The 14406-nt window shown below is 70.3% G+C and carries 14 protein-coding genes; 5 read left to right on the top strand and 9 right to left on the bottom strand.

Features of this window, described 5'->3' with window-relative positions:
- Positions 1 to 91: 91 nt before the first annotated feature.
- Positions 92 to 706: a TetR/AcrR family transcriptional regulator C-terminal ligand-binding domain-containing protein gene (locus ACIBK4_RS39520; RefSeq protein ID WP_399003070.1), complete on the bottom strand. Its 615-nt coding sequence runs from the start codon at positions 704 to 706 to the stop codon at positions 92 to 94.
- 224 nt (positions 707 to 930) lie between these two features.
- Here ACIBK4_RS39520 and ACIBK4_RS39515 point away from each other — a divergent pair, with 224 nt between their 5' ends.
- Together ACIBK4_RS39515 and ACIBK4_RS39510 are read left to right on the top strand one after the other, a co-directional pair.
- Positions 931 to 1725, top strand: coding sequence for a phosphatase PAP2 family protein (locus ACIBK4_RS39515; RefSeq protein WP_399003068.1), 795 nt, complete (start codon positions 931 to 933; stop codon positions 1723 to 1725).
- Positions 1722 to 2687 carry a hypothetical protein gene (locus ACIBK4_RS39510; protein ID WP_399003066.1) on the top strand — a complete coding sequence of 322 codons (966 nt, stop codon included), beginning with the start codon at positions 1722 to 1724 and terminating at the stop codon, positions 2685 to 2687. The genes ACIBK4_RS39515 and ACIBK4_RS39510 overlap by 4 nt, the downstream gene beginning before the upstream one ends.
- A 6-nt stretch (positions 2688 to 2693) precedes the next feature.
- Here the strand turns inward: ACIBK4_RS39510 and ACIBK4_RS39505 are convergent, their stop codons facing one another.
- The 3 genes from ACIBK4_RS39505 to ACIBK4_RS39495 form a co-directional block, all read right to left on the bottom strand.
- Complete coding sequence (locus ACIBK4_RS39505; protein ID WP_399003064.1) at positions 2694 to 3539, bottom strand: phospholipid scramblase-related protein; 846 nt, start codon at positions 3537 to 3539, stop codon at positions 2694 to 2696.
- A 52-nt stretch (positions 3540 to 3591) separates the two neighbouring features.
- The gene (locus tag ACIBK4_RS39500; RefSeq protein ID WP_399003062.1) at positions 3592 to 5646 is read right to left on the bottom strand and encodes a phosphocholine-specific phospholipase C; all 2055 of its coding nucleotides are present in this window, start codon (positions 5644 to 5646) and stop codon (positions 3592 to 3594) included.
- A 198-nt stretch (positions 5647 to 5844) separates the two neighbouring features.
- The gene (locus ACIBK4_RS39495; RefSeq protein WP_399003060.1) at positions 5845 to 6438 is read right to left on the bottom strand and encodes a hypothetical protein; all 594 of its coding nucleotides are present in this window, start codon (positions 6436 to 6438) and stop codon (positions 5845 to 5847) included.
- A 91-nt stretch (positions 6439 to 6529) separates the two neighbouring features.
- Between ACIBK4_RS39495 and ACIBK4_RS39490 the strand changes: the two genes are divergently transcribed.
- Both ACIBK4_RS39490 and ACIBK4_RS39485 read left to right on the top strand, forming a co-directional pair.
- Positions 6530 to 7234, top strand: coding sequence for a response regulator transcription factor (locus ACIBK4_RS39490; RefSeq protein ID WP_399003058.1), 705 nt, complete (start codon positions 6530 to 6532; stop codon positions 7232 to 7234).
- Positions 7235 to 7373: 139 nt separating this feature from the next.
- Positions 7374 to 9068 carry a sensor histidine kinase gene (locus tag ACIBK4_RS39485; RefSeq protein WP_399003405.1) on the top strand — a complete coding sequence of 565 codons (1695 nt, stop codon included), beginning with the start codon at positions 7374 to 7376 and terminating at the stop codon, positions 9066 to 9068.
- A 1-nt stretch (position 9069) separates the two neighbouring features.
- On the opposite strand, the gene ACIBK4_RS39480 is transcribed toward ACIBK4_RS39485, so the two are convergent.
- The 4 genes from ACIBK4_RS39480 to ACIBK4_RS39465 all read right to left on the bottom strand — a co-directional run bounded on the left by ACIBK4_RS39480 (position 9070) and on the right by ACIBK4_RS39465 (position 12695).
- Positions 9070 to 10128 (bottom strand): NAD(+)/NADH kinase, encoded by a 1059-nt coding sequence (locus ACIBK4_RS39480; protein ID WP_399003056.1) that lies wholly within the window; start codon positions 10126 to 10128, stop codon positions 9070 to 9072.
- A gap of 30 nt (positions 10129 to 10158) precedes the next feature.
- Positions 10159 to 11124 carry an NADP-dependent oxidoreductase gene (locus tag ACIBK4_RS39475; RefSeq protein WP_399003054.1) on the bottom strand — a complete coding sequence of 322 codons (966 nt, stop codon included), beginning with the start codon at positions 11122 to 11124 and terminating at the stop codon, positions 10159 to 10161.
- A 34-nt stretch (positions 11125 to 11158) separates the two neighbouring features.
- Positions 11159 to 11725, bottom strand: coding sequence for a flavin reductase family protein (locus ACIBK4_RS39470; RefSeq protein ID WP_399003052.1), 567 nt, complete (start codon positions 11723 to 11725; stop codon positions 11159 to 11161).
- Positions 11726 to 11846: 121 nt separating this feature from the next.
- Complete coding sequence (locus ACIBK4_RS39465) at positions 11847 to 12695, bottom strand: helix-turn-helix transcriptional regulator (protein ID WP_399003050.1); 849 nt, start codon at positions 12693 to 12695, stop codon at positions 11847 to 11849.
- A gap of 207 nt (positions 12696 to 12902) precedes the next feature.
- Here ACIBK4_RS39465 and ACIBK4_RS39460 point away from each other — a divergent pair, with 207 nt between their 5' ends.
- On the top strand, positions 12903 to 13781 hold the full coding sequence (locus tag ACIBK4_RS39460) for a helix-turn-helix transcriptional regulator (RefSeq protein ID WP_399003048.1): 879 nt from the start codon (positions 12903 to 12905) through the stop codon (positions 13779 to 13781).
- 14 nt (positions 13782 to 13795) lie between these two features.
- Here ACIBK4_RS39460 and ACIBK4_RS39455 read toward each other — a convergent pair whose 3' ends face one another.
- Positions 13796 to 14260: a MarR family winged helix-turn-helix transcriptional regulator gene (locus ACIBK4_RS39455; protein ID WP_399003046.1), complete on the bottom strand. Its 465-nt coding sequence runs from the start codon at positions 14258 to 14260 to the stop codon at positions 13796 to 13798.
- Positions 14261 to 14406 lie beyond the last annotated feature (146 nt).

Below are 14406 nucleotides of genomic sequence, written 5' to 3'. Positions count from 1 at the left end.
CACCCGGCCGGGGGGTGCGCGCCGCCCCCGTCCCCACGGTGCGGCGCGAGCAGGTCACCGTCCAGTCATCCCATGGACGGCGGCCTGGTTCTCAGGTGAGCCCGAGTGCCGGTAGCACCGCGGCCTCCACGAATCTGACGAGATAGTCGGGGTCGGCGTAACAGCCCTCCAGAACCGGGCGGGCCCGCAGGACGCCGAAGATCTGGGCGGGGACGTACGGCAGGGCCGGATGGTCCGCCGCGATCTCGCCGCGCTCCACCCCGCGGCGCAGGATGTCCTCCAGCGCGGCGATCTCGGGATGGACGAGCGCCTCCCGTACCGCCTGGGCGAGTTCGCTGTCCTGGATGACGGCGTGACCGAGCGCCGAGACGAGTTTCGTGTCCTTCGCCGACCAGGCGCCCGCCGCCCGCGCGGCCTGCCTCAGGTCCTCCGCGAGCGAGCCCGTGTCGATGCCGGTGAAGTGCACCCGGCGGTTGGCGCGCAGCGCGGCCGCGACGAACTGGGGCTTGGTCCCCCACTGCCGGTAGAGCGTGGACTTGCTGCACCGGGTGCTGCTGGCGACGCCCTCCATGCTGACGGAGTCGTACCCGCATTCCCGGATCTGTTCGAGCACGGCGTCGAAGAACTCCCGCTCACGCTCCGGCGTGATCTTGGAGCGGCGCGAGGCGGCGACCGTGTCCGGTGCGTCCTCAGCCTGCGACGTCATGGCTCGTCTCCTCGCTCGGTCCACGGACCCGGGGTCCGCTCTCCAGTGTGTCTCGTTTCGCTATCGATACGCCAGTGTACCGGTACTCCGCCGTATCGGTACCCGCCCGTATCGGTACACTGGCGTATCGGAACGAACTCGTACCGATGAGTTCGGGCCGCCGACCGGGTCACAAACCCGGCCAGCACCACCACACGCACCACCGTCAGCGAAGGGGCCGGGGGATGAATGCCCGCACCGAGCCTGCAGAGAAGGGGACCAGCGCGATAGCGCGGCCCCCGCTCGTCCGTGAGCTCCTGCTCGTCGCAGGACTCTTCCTCGTCTACAAGTTCGGCCGCCAGCTGGCGACGGGCCACACCGGTGAGGCCCTGCACAACGCCCGCCACGTGTGGGACCTGGAACGGACCCTGCGTCTCCCGAACGAGGGCTCGGTGCAGTCGGTGCTGCTGCACAGCGACACCCTCGTGCACATCGCGAACACCTTCTACGCGACCGTCCACTTCCCGGCCACCGTGGCCTTCCTGGTCTGGCTGTACCTGCGGCGCCCCGCGCACTACGTCTGGGCCCGCCGGGTCCTGGCGACGGTCACCTCGGCCGCCCTCGTCCTGCCCTTCGTGTTCCCGCTCGCGCCCCCGCGCATGCTGGCCGCGACGGGCCTGGTCGACACCGCCAAGGTCTACGGCCCCTCGGTCTACGGCCCGCCGACCAGCGACCACCTCTCGAACCAGTTCGCGGCGATGCCCTCGCTGCACTTCGGCTGGGCCCTGATGGTGGCGATCGGCCTGATCGTCGCGACCCGCTCGCGCTGGCGGTGGCTGTGGCTGCTGCACCCGCTGGTCACGCTGGTGGTCATCGTCGGCACCGCGAACCACTACTGGCTCGACGCGATCGTGGCCGCCGCCATGCTCGGCATCACCCTCGCGCTGATCCATCCCCCGCACCGCACGGCGACGACCGCCGGACGCGGACAGCCCCGACTCGCCGTGGAAGAGCCGGTCCTGGTCGGAGCGGGCCGATGAACGCCACGCTCGTCGCCGTCGTCCTGTCCCTGTTCTCGGCGGTCGCCTACGCGGCGGCGGCCGTGGCCCAGGAGCGGCTGGCCTCCCGCAACTCCGACGCGGGCATGCTCCGCCTGCTCGCCACCGGTTCCTGGTGGTGGACGGTCGTCCTGAACGCGTCGGCCGCACTGCTCCACGTCGTGGCGCTCAAGTACGGCCCGCTGACCGTCGTACAACCGCTGGGAGCTCTCACGCTCGTCGCCGCCGTGCCCATGGGCGCACGCGTGGCCGGCCGTCGGGTCACCCTGGCCGAATGGCGGGGCACCGCCCTCACGTTGCTCGGCCTGTCGGCCCTGCTGGTCACGGCGTCGGGCCCGCAGCCCGACCAAGTCCTCACCGTTCCCCAGGCGTTGGCGGTCGCGGGCGCGACCTCCGCCCTGATCGGCCTGCTGGCCCGCCGCGGCGCGAAGCCCGGTCTACGGCATGCCTCGGCGTCCGGTGTCGCCTCGGGGGTGGCCTCCGCGCTCACGCAGACCGTGACGGTCGCGGCGACGGACCGTTCGGGTCCGCTGCTGAGCATGCAGGTGGTCGGAGTCGCCCTGCTGGTCGCGGTGTTCGCGGCGGGCGGGCTGCTGCTCTCGCAGACCGCCTACCGGGGCGGTCTCGGCGCCCCGCTCGCGGTGGTGACCCTGTCGAACCCGGTGGCCGCCGCCGCGATCGGCCTCGCGCTGCTGGGCGAACGCCTCCAGGGCGGCGCGGCCGGCATCCTCCTCGCCCTGGCGGGAGCCGGAATCGCGTCCTGGGGTGTGGTGTTGCTGACCCGGGTGACACCCGCCGTACCGCTGCCGCACGAGTACGGCGACCACGATCACCCTGTGGCCGCCGTCCTGGCGCTGGAGCCCCGATCGGCCTCCGCCGAACCGGCGTTGCTGCCCCGTCAGCCGGACCGGAAGTCCGCGCCGGGGCATCTCACCGCGCTCTGATCAGGGTCAGCCGAGGCCGCGCGAGTCCTGCTTGAGCGCGGTGTCGACGGTCAGGGCCGTCGCCACCACCAGGCTCAACAGGGGCTCGGGCAGCTGGTAGTGGATCTGCAGGACGTAGTTGTCCGCCGTCGTGAACATCGTCTTCGCGAGGCCTTCCCAGGTCTTGGTGATCCGGGCGACCTCGTTGTCCGCGTGGTCGACGATCGCGAAGTTCCAGGCCCGCCAGTTCTCCGCCTTGATCGCGCCGATCTGCTGACCGTTCGCGTTCAGCGCGAAGTTGATCTTCCCGATCATGTTCTGCTGGACGATCTCACCCACGGGCGAGCCGTCCGGACGGGTCACGATCACCCGGGACTTCATGATCTTCGCCGGCCGGGTCAGCACCAACTGCGGCTGCCCGTAGGCGTCCCGGATCTCCAGCTTGTGGGTCATGTACTGGTCGAGGCTGGAGACGAAACGCAGCGCCTTCTTCAGCGTGCTCTGGCCTATCTCGGTGACCGAGCCGATCAGATTGCCGTTCTGATCCATGACCTTGTACTCGTTGGTCAGCTCGATCAGCTTGGCCTTCTGGTTCACCACGAGCACCGGCTCGCTGAACAGGCTGCCGCCGCCGGGGCCGCCCCCGGCGACCCCGGCCTGCTGCTGCACCTGCTGCTTGACCTGGCGCTGAGCCCGCGGATCCGGCCCCGCCTGCTGCTGCGGCACGGCCTGCGGCTGCTGCTGGGCGGCCTGGCCCTGCTGGTCCGCGTTGGTGTGCTCGGTCCACTTCGCGCCGTCCCAGTACCGGAGGGTCTGGGGCGCTCCGTGCGGATCCGGGTACCAGCCTGCAGGTGTGTTCGAATGCGTGGTCACCGGGGCACACTACCGCGAGTGCCCCGGAAAACAACCGGCTTCACAAAGCCCCTCAAGCGGTCGCGATCGCCGGGTCGCTGACCCCCGGACGGCCGTTCTCGACATGTCCGGCGAATCGCCGCTGGAACGTCGCGTCGCCGTCGGAGGTGACCGTCAGGTCGTACCACCGCTTGCTCGCGCCGAGGTCGAAGGTGTGCCGTAGGGTGGCGCCCGCCCGCACCTTGAAGGTCTGGGAACGCCCGCCGTAGCCGCTCACGACCTTCAACTGCACTGTCCCGGAGCCCTTGTTGGTGAAGGTCAGCTCGATGTCGTCGCCGCAGGTGCGGGCGGTGACCTCGGGTCCGGCGGTCTTGCCGGGGCCCTTGAAGACGCGCAGGAAGCCGTTCGGGCCGTGCACGGTCAGGTCGTACGAGCCGTTCGAGTACGCCGAGTTCCAGGCGTCCGAGACGGACTTGCCGGCCTCGGTGGTGTAACTCCAGGGCCCGTCCGTGCGGTTGGCGGAGGTGACCAGGAAGTTGGCCCCGGCCTTCGCGCCGGAGGCGAAGGTGAGCGTGAACTTCCCCGCCTGCGTGTCGGCCGAACCGTCCACCGTGGCCGCGTACTTGAGGGGTCGGGACGGGCGCAGTCCGCGTTCCTGCTTGGGCAGCACCGGGTTGGCGGGCGGGGTCGGCACATAGTCGGGGTGGCGGTTCTTGTCCGGCGGCTGGTAGCCGTCTGTGTCCGGGAGCGGGACCTTCTTGACGTCCTTGTGGGAGAAGTCGAAGGCACCGGTCAGGTCACCGCAGATCGCGCGCCGCCACGGCGAGATGTTGGGCTCGTGGACACCGAAGCGGGTCTCCATGAACCGGATGACCGAGGTGTGGTCGAAGGTCTCCGAGCAGACGTAACCGCCCTTGCTCCAGGGCGAGACGACGATCATCGGCACGCGCTGGCCGAGGCCGTAGGGGCCGGCGGGGTGGCTGGCGTCGCCCTTGAAGAGGTCGGGGCCGACGTCGACGGTCGACTTGCCCTGCGCGGCCGAGCCCGGCGCGAACGGCGGGAGCAGGTGGTCGAAGAAGCCGTCGTTCTCGTCGTAGGTGATGAACAGGGCCGTCTTCGCCCAGACCTCGGGGTCGGAGGTCAGCGCGTCCAGGACCTGGGCGACGTACCAAGCGCCGTAGTTCGCGGGCCAGTTGGGGTGCTCGGTGAAGGCTTCGGGGGCGACGATCCAGGAGATCTTCGGCAGCTTGCCGCCCTTGACGTCGGCCTTCAGCTGGTCGAAGAAGCCCTCGCCCTTGGTGGCGTCGGTGCCGGTGCGGGCCTTGTCGTAGAGCGGGTCGCCGGGCTGGGCGTTCTGGAACTGCTTGAAGTACAGCAGCGAGTTGTCGCCGTAGTTGCCGCGGTAGGCGTCCTGGATCCAGCCCCAGCCGCCGGCCGCGTCGAGGCCGTCGCCGACGTCCTGGTAGATCTTCCAGGAGACGCCCGCCTTCTCCAGCCGCTCGGGGTACGTCGTCCAGCTGTAGCCGGCCTCGTCGTTGCCGAGGACCGGGCCGCCGCCGACGCCGTCGTTGCCGGTGTAACCCGTCCACATGTAGTAGCGGTTCGGGTCGGTGGAGCCGATGAACGAGCAGTGGTACGCGTCGCAGATGGTGAAGGAGTCGGCGAGCGCGTAGTGGAACGGGATGTCCTCGCGGGTCAGGTACGCCATCGTCGTGGAGCCCTTGGACGGCACCCACTTGTCGTACTTGCCGCCGTCGAACGCGGCGTGCCCGTCGTTCCAGCCGTGCGGGAGGTCCTGGATGAACTGCAGGCCCAGGTCGTCGGCCTCGGGGCGGAACGGGAGGATGTCCTTCGTGCCGTCCGACTGGTACCAGACCGGTTTTCCGTCCTGCCGGGTCACGACCGGACGCGGGTCGCCGAAGCCCCGGACGCCTCTGAGCGAGCCGAAGTAGTGGTCGAAGGATCGGTTCTCCTGCATCAGGACGACGATGTGCTCGACGTCCTCGATGCTCCCCGAGCGGTGGTTCGCCGGGAGCGCGGCGGCCCGCTCGATGCTGTTCGACAGCGCCGTGAACGCCGTGGTGGCACCCGCGAGTTGGAGAAAGCGACGCCGATTGACTTCGGACATGGGTGAGGCACCTCTCATCCTGACGCGCGGCCGGCCGGAACATGGCGAAATGCGCGCGGTGCGAGTGTTCCAAGAGCAACAAACGTCAGGGAAGGGTCTGGTGGCGCCCATGTGAAAGTCGTCCGTACGTGCGGGGGCGGGCCCGCAGCGCGGCGCCGCATGCCGTCGCCTCCGACGTGCGGCTCCGCACCGGACGCGTCAGCTGTACGCCTTCAGCGTGCAGGCACGGTCCAGTGTGTCGATCTGGGACCCGGTCTGCGTCGGGGTGCTCTCGTAGGTCCAGCCGGAACCGTCGGACAGGCCCTTGACCTTCAGGCCGCCGTGGTTCAGGCACTTGATGTACGTCTGGAAGTCGTCCAGGTAGTGCGGGTTCTTCGCCGGGTCCTCCTCCGGAGGCTGAAGCGGCCACTTCGAGGTGCACGCCTTGTAGGCGGCCGGGTATTTCCTGATGTCGGCGCTGACCGAGAGCTTGGTCGAGCCGGGCTTGCGCTCGCCGGGGACACCGTGCTCGTGGAGGCAGTCGAAGAAGATCTGCGTCAGCCGCGCCGCCTCCTTCTTGGAGGTGTCCAGCCGCAGTTGGGGCCGGCCCGACTCCCCGGTCGCGCTCACCGACGCCGCTCCGGCTCTCGCGCTCGGGCTGTTGATCGAGGCGACGCCGTTGTCCTTGTCCTTGCCCGCGGTGTCCTGGCCGCCGCCCGAGCCGCCGCCGCAGGCGACCAGGAGGGAGAGCGCCGCCGTCGCGCCGAGACCGGCGAGGCCGGCGGACCGGGTTCGGTGAGTGGGGATCGCCATGGCCGAACGGTCACCCGAGGATATGAAGATCCTGTCAGGCCGCCGTCAGACTTCTGTCTGGTGTCAGGGCGTCGACCTTAGGGTGAGCGGCGTGAACGCATATGTCCTGGTGGCCGAGGACGACGTCAAACAGGCCGAGGTGATCCGCCGCTATCTGGAGCGCGAGGGCCACTCCTCCCTGGTCGTCCACGACGGGCGTGCGGCCATCGACGAGGTACGGCGCCGGCAGCCGGATCTGCTCGTCCTCGACGTCATGATGCCCCTGGTCGACGGACTGGACGTGTGCCGCGTGCTGCGCCGGGAGTGCGATGTGCCGGTGCTGATGCTGACCGCGCGCAGCACGGAGGAGGACCTCCTGCTCGGCCTCGACCTGGGCGCCGACGACTACATGACCAAGCCGTACAGCCCCCGCGAGCTGATGGCCCGCATCCGCACCCTGCTCCGGCGGACGCGGGCCGCGACGGCGGCGGCGCCGGACGACCCCGTGCTGCGGATCGGCGCGCTCGCCATCGACCCCGTCCGCCGCACCGTCGCCCTCGACGGACGCCAAGTGGTGTGCACACCTGGGGAGTTCGAGATCCTCGCGGCGATGGCCGCCGAGCCGGAACGGGTCTTCACCCGCCGCCAACTCCTCGCCCTGACACGGGGGTTCGACCGTTACATCACCGAGCGCACGATCGACGTCCACGTCCTCAACCTGCGCAAGAAGATAGAGGCGGTCCCCCGCCGACCGGCCTATCTGCAGACGGTGTACGGCGTCGGCTACAAGCTCATCGACGGCAGCCGTGCGCGCTGACACGGAAGCGGGGACGGAAGCGGAAGCCGGTGCGGGGACCGGGTTCCCGGCGGGCGGCCGGACGAGGTCCAGGATCAGGGTCCGGGCCAAAGTGCCGCTGCACAGAAGCCTGTTGGTGCGGTTGCTGGCCACGTCCGTGATGATCGCGGTCTGCTCGGTCGCCGCCACCGCCTGGCTCGCCGCCCGTACCACCAGCAGCGCCATCCAGCAGGAACAGGGCCAACTCCTGTCCTCCGACACCGACATCTACGACACCCTCGTCGGCTACGCCGCCACCCACCCCGACTGGACCGGCGTCACCCCCACCCTCCACCGTCTCGCCGAGCGGACCGGCCGCCGTATCACCCTGACCACTCAGAGCCGCCGCGTCGTCGCCGCCTCGTCGGCCACCGCCACCACGCTCCCCACCCGGGCATCCGCGGTCGTCGACCCGCTGCACACCGACCCGGCGCTGCTGCCCGGCGGTGACGCCGGCCGCATCGACCCCCGCGCGGTCGGCCCGTACAGACTGACCGCCGCCGAGCGGAAGGAACTGCGCGGCAGAGCCGACAAGATCCTCTACTGCCTGGGCGGCGCGAACGGCATCGCCAAGCTCTCCGAGGCGCCGAGCGGCCGCACCTCCCTCAAGCTCGTCGACAGCGCCCTGGACGGCAACGTCAAGGGCGCGGGATGCGGCGTGGGCACGCTCGCCGCGCCCCAGCCGACCGAGCGCGAGCCGCTGAGCCGACTCAACACCATGGTCAACGACTGCCTGCGGCGCGAGCACCAGGAACCCGTGAAGGTCGGCATCGACTTCGTCCTCGGCTACGGCGGCCCGGCCGCCCAGACCTGCCTGGACACCGCCCGCCGCGAGCAGCTCACCCCCTACGTCGCCCCGGCCGCCCTCCTCTTCGTCACCACCCCGACCGGCTCGACCACCGCCCCCGCCTTCCACTTCACCTCCGCCAACACCGCCCGTATCGCCGGCGTGGCCGGGCTGGTGCTGCTGGTCACCGTGGCCGTCACCGTCGTCGTCGGCACCCGCCTGGTCCGCCCGCTGCGCGCCCTGGCCGACGCGGCCCGTCGCCCCGTGGAAGAACACCAGCGCGTACCGGTCACCACCAACGACGAGATCGGCTACCTCGCCGCCGCCTTCAACGACCTCACCCAACGCCGCGAACGCATGGAGGGCCAGCGCAAGGCGATGGTCAGCGATGTCGCCCACGAACTGCGCACCCCGCTCAGCACCATCCGAAGCTGGCTCGAAGCCGTACAGGACGGCATCGCCACATCCGACCAAGCGCTCGTCGACTCTCTCCTCGAAGAGGCACTGCTCCTCCAGCACATCGTCGACGACCTCCAGGACCTCGCCGAAGCCGACGCGGGCCAGCTGCGCATCCACCCCGAACCCCTCCGCGTACGCGACCTTCTCGACCACGTCGCCACCGCCCACCTCGGCCGCGCCGAGACCGCGGGCGTCACCCTCACCACCCACACCGACGGCGACCCCGAACTCTCCGGCGATCCCGTCCGGCTGCGGCAGGTCATCGGCAACCTGGTCTCCAACGCGCTACGGCACACCCCGCCCGGCGGCACTGTCACCCTGCGGGCGCGCCGGACCGGGGACCACGTGACGGTCGAGGTCGCCGACACCGGTACCGGCATCCCCGCCGAAGATCTCCCCCGCGTCTTCGACCGTTTCTGGCGGGCCGAGAAATCCCGCAACCGCCGCACCGGCGGCAGCGGTCTGGGCCTCGCCATCGTGCGCCGGCTGACCGAGGCACACGGCGGGACGGTGACCGTGACCAGCGCGGTCGGCGCCGGCACGGTCTTCACGGTCCGCCTCCCCGTGTGAGCTACTCGGGAGCCGGCGGCAGGCGCATCCCCACGAGGTCGGCCGGGACCGGGGTGTCCGGGCGGAAGAAGGGTTCCGAGGGTCCGTCCTGGGCATTGGCGGGGGCGTCCGTGAGCCGGAACCGGTCGCGCAGTCGGCCGTAGAAATCCGTCGGGCGGAGGCGGACGAGGCGGACGCGTTGGGGGGCGCGGAAGACGCCGATCCAGTCGCCGGGGTCCAGGACGCCGCGGAGTTGGCCGTCGACGGTGACGATCGCCTGGCCGGAGTGGGGCAGGACGCGCAGGCCGATCGGTTCGTCGGGGGCGGCGATCACGCTGCGGTTGAACGTCATGTGCGGGGCGATCGGCGTGAAGACGAGGGCGTCCATGTGCGGCGAGAGGACCGGTCCGCCGGCGGCGAAGCTGTAGGCCGTGGAGCCGGTCGGGGTGGCGACGGCGAGCGCGTCGGCGGAGTAGGTCGCGAGCAGTCGTCCGGCGAGGTAGACGCCGACGCCGACCTGCCGGTCGCGGGCGAGCTTCTCCAGGACGACGTCGTTGAGCGCGGTGACGTCCAACGCGCAGCCCCAGCCGCCGCCTTCCGTGGTCTCCGGCCGGACCTGCGGCGGCGGCAGGGCGGGACCCCGGCCGTAGCGCAGCAGGGCCTCCATCTCCTCGGGGATGTCCAGCGGGCGGGAGGCCCGCATGGTCAGCGTCATGCGCTCCTCCACGATCGCCCGCCCTTCGTGGACGGCGTCGAGGGCCTCGCCGATGTCGCAGGCGGGGACCTCGGTGAGGAAGCCGACCTTGCCGAGGTCGACGCCGAGGACGTCGGCGTCGCTCTTGACGGCGATGCGCGCGCCGCGCAGGAAGGTGCCGTCGCCGCCGAGGGTGACGACGAGGTCGGGGTTGCCCGCGGCCTCGGCCTCCTCGCGTCCGGTACGGCGGTGGTGGTCCTTGGCCCACACGTCGATCTCCGTGCAGCGGACGTCGTGCGCCTCGCTCCAGGCGTGCACGGCGGCCGCCGCGTCCCGGGCGGTCTCGCGTCCCAGGTGGACGACGAGGCCGATACGACGTACGGGCATGGGGTCCTCCGTGGAGTGGCGGTCGGGGCGTCAGGCGGTGCGGAGTTCGGTGGCCAGGGCGGGGCGTTCGGCGGGCGGGACCAGGCTGAGCACGATCTTTCCCCGCGTGTGCCGCCGCTGCACCTGCCGGTAGGCCTCCTGGACCTGTTCCAGCGGATACACCGTGCTGATGGGGACGGTGAGGCGGCCCTTGGCGACCAGTTCGGCCAGTTCGACGACCAGTTGAGGGGTGAAGACGTCCTCCTGGGCCCTGCTGCGGACGCCGTGGCGGGCGACCGCCCGGCCGTCGGCGAGGGTGTTGATCCGGTGCGGGGGCACGCCCAGTTCGACGGCGATGTCGACGTTGCCCTGGCCGAAGGTGTCGACGAACGCGTCGATCCCGTCGGGCGCGGCGGCCTTCAGCCGGTCGGCGAGGCCGGGGCCGTGTTCGACGGGGACGACACCGAGCGAGCGCAGGAAGTCGGCGTTGTGCGGTCCGGCGGTGCCGATGACTGTCGCGCCGCGCAGCCGCGCGAGCTGCACGGCGAGCGAGCCGACCCCGCCGGCCGCGCCGGACACCACAACCGTGTCCCCGGCTTCTGGTTCTACGGCGTCGACGGCGGCCCACGCCGTCACTCCCACTGCGGACAGGGGCGCGGCGGCTTCCCAGCTGATGTCGGCGGGCTTGGGGGCGAGGACGTCGGCGGGCGAGACGACGTAGTCGGCCTGCGCCCTTCGGGGCAGATAGCCGATGACCTCGTCGCCGACCGCGAACTCGCTTACGCCGTCGCCGAGTTCGGCGACCCAGCCCGCGAAGTCGTTGCCCTGTCCTTCGGGGAACACGGCCGGCCACATGTCAGCGAAGACGCCCTGCCGGATGCCGGCCTCGCCGGGGTTGACCCCGGCGACGACGACCCGGACGAGGACTTCCCCGGGGCCCGGCTTCGGTCTCGGCACCTCGACGACCTCCAGCACCTCCGGGCCGCCGTAGCGCGAGAACTTCACTGCTCGGGGCATGGTCGAGTCTCCAGTGTCCAGAGGATCGGCGGGCTTACAGAAGGTACTGCCACTTGGTCATCCGGTCCTTGAGATCGACGGTCGGGCCGTCAAGGGTGAAGGTGCCGTCGCCCCGGTGGTGGAACAGGCGCGGGGCCGTCTGCGACGGATCGGTCCAGGCCCGGACCGGTTCCAGGAGGAACAGGCTGTAGGGGGCGACGAGGGTGGTGTCGGCGACCCTGCACTCGATGTTCGCGAAGCACTCGGCGACGAGCGGTGCCCGGACCTTCTCGCCGTCCACGGCGGTCAGGTCGAACTCCTCGAACTTGTCGACGTCCGCGCCCGAACAGTTGCCGATGTCGACGACCGTGGCCGCCATCTCCGCCGTCGGGACGGAGACGACGCACTCGCCGGTCTCGACGAGCGCTTCGTAACTGTGGTCCCAGGGGCCGATGGTGCACGCGATGAGCGGCGGGGCGTGGCGGACCATCATGTTGAACCCGTTGGTCATCACGTTCGGGACGCCCCGGTGCCGGGTGGTGACCAGGATGACGGGGCCGGGTTCGATCAGGTGGTGCACCTGGTCCAGGGGGTGGGGCCGAAGGTCCTTCACGGTGATCATGTCCGCTCCCGGTGCGCTGTCCGTCTCTCTGCCGCTTCGAGTCTCGACAGCCGGCGCGCCGGTATGAAGGCCGTGGTTTTCCTGGGTGCGGGAGGACCAGGCTGGGAGTACGGGCCGGGGTCTACGTGTTCGCGTTCGCGCCGGCCTTCTTCGGCTCGGTGGCCAACGACCTCAGCGTCTCGAAGGCCTGCGCTGTCGGGCCGGCCGGTTCGGCTTGGTAGACGACGAGTTGCTGATGCGGGGCGCCGTTGACCGTGAACGCGGCGAACGCGATGTGCAGGTCGCCGACGTCCGGGTGCTTGAGGTGCTTGCCTTCCTGGGACTTGCTCTTGACGTCGTGCAGCCGCCAGAGACCCGCGAACTCCTCGCTCTCCGCGGAGAGTTCGTCGACCACCTCGGCGATACGGGCTGATTCGGGATCGTGTCCGTAGGCGGCCCGGAGTTCGGCGACACAGGAGTGCGCGGCCCGCTCCCACTCCTGGTAGAACTCGCGCCCCGCCGGATCGACGAACACATTGCGGGCGAGGTTGTCGAACGCGTCGAACCCGCTGTGCAGCGCCGTGGCAAGGGAGTTGCCCGCGAGGATGTCGAGCGCCGGGCCGAGGACGAACGCCGGGGTGTGCTCCCAGCCGTCCATCAACTGCAGCAACTGCGGGCTGACATCGGCCTCACCCCAGTCGTGCGGCCGCTGCGAGGGCGTCAGACAAAGGCGGTTGAGATGGTCGGCGGACTCCGCGTCCAGCTTCAACGCCTGCGATACGGCTTCCAGGACCTGCGGCGAGGGACTGTTCTCGCGGCCCTGCTCCAGCCGGATGTAGTAGTCGGAGCTGACTCCGGCGAGCATCGCGACTTCCTCCCTGCGCAGTCCCGGCACCCGGCGTCGCCCGTACTCGGGCAGACCGACGTCCTGGGGCTTGAGGGCCTCGCGGCGGGCCCGGAGGAAATCACCCAAAGGGGTCCCATTGCTCATGCGGCAAGACTAGATGCTTTTCGATCGTTGAGAAGAGCCGCTCGTGCACGAACGCACCAGGTTCCACACTCTTCACACAGCGTGATTCACCACCCGGACGACCTGCCCCGTAGCTCCTCCACGCCACCCGGGGAGCCATGATCCTGGGTGCAACGCACCCACCGTCGGCAGAACTTCTCCGGGCGTTTTCCGCCTAGCCTCGACGGTATGTACAACGACACGCGCCCCGACCCGGTTGAAGGGCTGGGTCAGTTCCTCCGCTCCCGCCGGGAGCGCGTCAGCCCCGCCGACGTGGGGCTGTCCGGCTCCGGCCGGCGACGGGTGCCCGGACTGCGCCGCGACGAGGTCGCCACGCTCGCCGGGGTCAGCCCGAGCTACTACAGCAGACTCGAACAGGGCCGTGAACTCAGCCCGTCGGTACGGGTGTTGGAGGCCATGGCACGCGTGCTGCGGCTGGCGGAGGAGGACCGGCTGGAGCTGTTCCGGCTGGCCCGGCCCACGGGCCGTCGTACGAAGTCGCCGTCCCGTGTCGAGCGGGTGCGCCCGCATCTGCGGCAGCTGATCGAGAGCTGGACCAGGACCCCGGCCTTCATCATCGGCCACGCCCAGGATCTGCTGGCGGCCAACGCCCTGGCCGACGCCCTCTACCGCGACTTCGCCGAGCGCGACAACGTGCTGCGGATGCTGTTCCTGGACCCCGCGGCGAAGACGTTCTACCGGAGCCCGGAGCGGGCGAAGAACCGCGCCGTCGCCGATCTCCAGCAGTCCGCCGCGAGCACGCCCGAGGATCCCCGCATCCTGGAACTCGTCGGCGAACTGTCCGTGCGCAGCCCGGAGTTCCGCTCGCTGTGGGCCCGCGAGTACACCCGGGTCCCGCCCTACGAGGTCAAGCGGATGCGCCATTCCGTGGTCGGGGAGCTGGAGTTGCGGCACGAGGCACTCAACATCCGCAGCGCGCCCGGGCAGCAGCTGATCATTCTGCAGGCGGAGCCGGACTCGCCCTCGGCGGACGGTCTGGCCCTGCTGGGCTCGCTCAGCGCGCCCGAGGTGCCGCACCAGGAGAATCCGGCGCGGGGCGCCCAGTAAAAGCCCGAATCGGGTTACTGGGAATTCCTCTCGACCGCTCCCAGTATGCGGTCGAGGAAATCGCCGAAAAGACGTACCTCGTCCGAATTCAGCGGGTCGAAGAACAGCCGCCGAACATTTTCCACATGCGTGGGTGCGGCGGCCTCGATCGCTTCCCGGCCCTTTTCCGTGAGCCGTACCATCGAGCCGCGGGCGTCGTCCGCGCAGGCCTCGCGCGTGACGAGCCCGCGCTTCTCCATGCGGCTGATCTGATGCGACAGCCGGCTGCGCTCCCAGTCGACCTCGGCACCGAGCTCCCGCGCACGCAACACACCGTCGGCGGACTCGGACAGGGGCGCGAGGAGGGCGTAGTCCGCCGCCGAGAGGCCCGAATCCCGCTGAAGTTGCTGGTCCTGGGCCCGTTGCAGCTCGCGGCGCAGTCTCCGGTACTTCGCCCAGACGTCGGCCTGGTCGGGGGTGAGCCATCGGGGTTCGGACATGACGCCACCGTACCAGGTTGTTGACATGTCACCGACTTTGCCGGTCACCGCCCGTTCCTGGGTGTGGGACTCCCAGGAAAACCGCTGCCTTCATAGCCCCGTCGTGCAGGGACAGACTCGTACTCGTCAACAAGAAATCCCCCACA

The organism is Streptomyces sp. NPDC050528, assembly GCF_044457795.1.
Lineage (GTDB): Bacteria > Actinomycetota > Actinomycetes > Streptomycetales > Streptomycetaceae > Streptomyces.
The sequence above is the reverse complement of the archived record's forward strand: the minus strand, read 5'-3'. Positions and strand labels throughout refer to the sequence as shown.

Bases quoted from the DNA above. Each gene is read 5' to 3' on its own strand.
- ACIBK4_RS39520 (WP_399003070.1), bottom strand. From the start codon at position 706: ATGACGTCGCAGGCTGAGGACGCACCGGACACGGTCGCCGCCTCGCGC.
- ACIBK4_RS39515 (WP_399003068.1), top strand. From the start codon at position 931: ATGAATGCCCGCACCGAGCCTGCAGAGAAGGGGACCAGCGCGATAGCG.
- ACIBK4_RS39510 (WP_399003066.1), top strand. From the start codon at position 1,722: ATGAACGCCACGCTCGTCGCCGTCGTCCTGTCCCTGTTCTCGGCGGTC.
- ACIBK4_RS39500 (WP_399003062.1), bottom strand. From the start codon at position 5,646: ATGTCCGAAGTCAATCGGCGTCGCTTTCTCCAACTCGCGGGTGCCACC.
- ACIBK4_RS39495 (WP_399003060.1), bottom strand. From the start codon at position 6,438: ATGGCGATCCCCACTCACCGAACCCGGTCCGCCGGCCTCGCCGGTCTC.
- ACIBK4_RS39485 (WP_399003405.1), top strand. From the start codon at position 7,374: ATGATCGCGGTCTGCTCGGTCGCCGCCACCGCCTGGCTCGCCGCCCGT.
- ACIBK4_RS39480 (WP_399003056.1), bottom strand. From the start codon at position 10,128: ATGCCCGTACGTCGTATCGGCCTCGTCGTCCACCTGGGACGCGAGACC.
- ACIBK4_RS39475 (WP_399003054.1), bottom strand. From the start codon at position 11,124: ATGCCCCGAGCAGTGAAGTTCTCGCGCTACGGCGGCCCGGAGGTGCTG.
- ACIBK4_RS39470 (WP_399003052.1), bottom strand. From the start codon at position 11,725: ATGATCACCGTGAAGGACCTTCGGCCCCACCCCCTGGACCAGGTGCAC.
- ACIBK4_RS39465 (WP_399003050.1), bottom strand. From the start codon at position 12,695: ATGAGCAATGGGACCCCTTTGGGTGATTTCCTCCGGGCCCGCCGCGAG.
- ACIBK4_RS39460 (WP_399003048.1), top strand. From the start codon at position 12,903: ATGTACAACGACACGCGCCCCGACCCGGTTGAAGGGCTGGGTCAGTTC.
- ACIBK4_RS39455 (WP_399003046.1), bottom strand. From the start codon at position 14,260: ATGTCCGAACCCCGATGGCTCACCCCCGACCAGGCCGACGTCTGGGCG.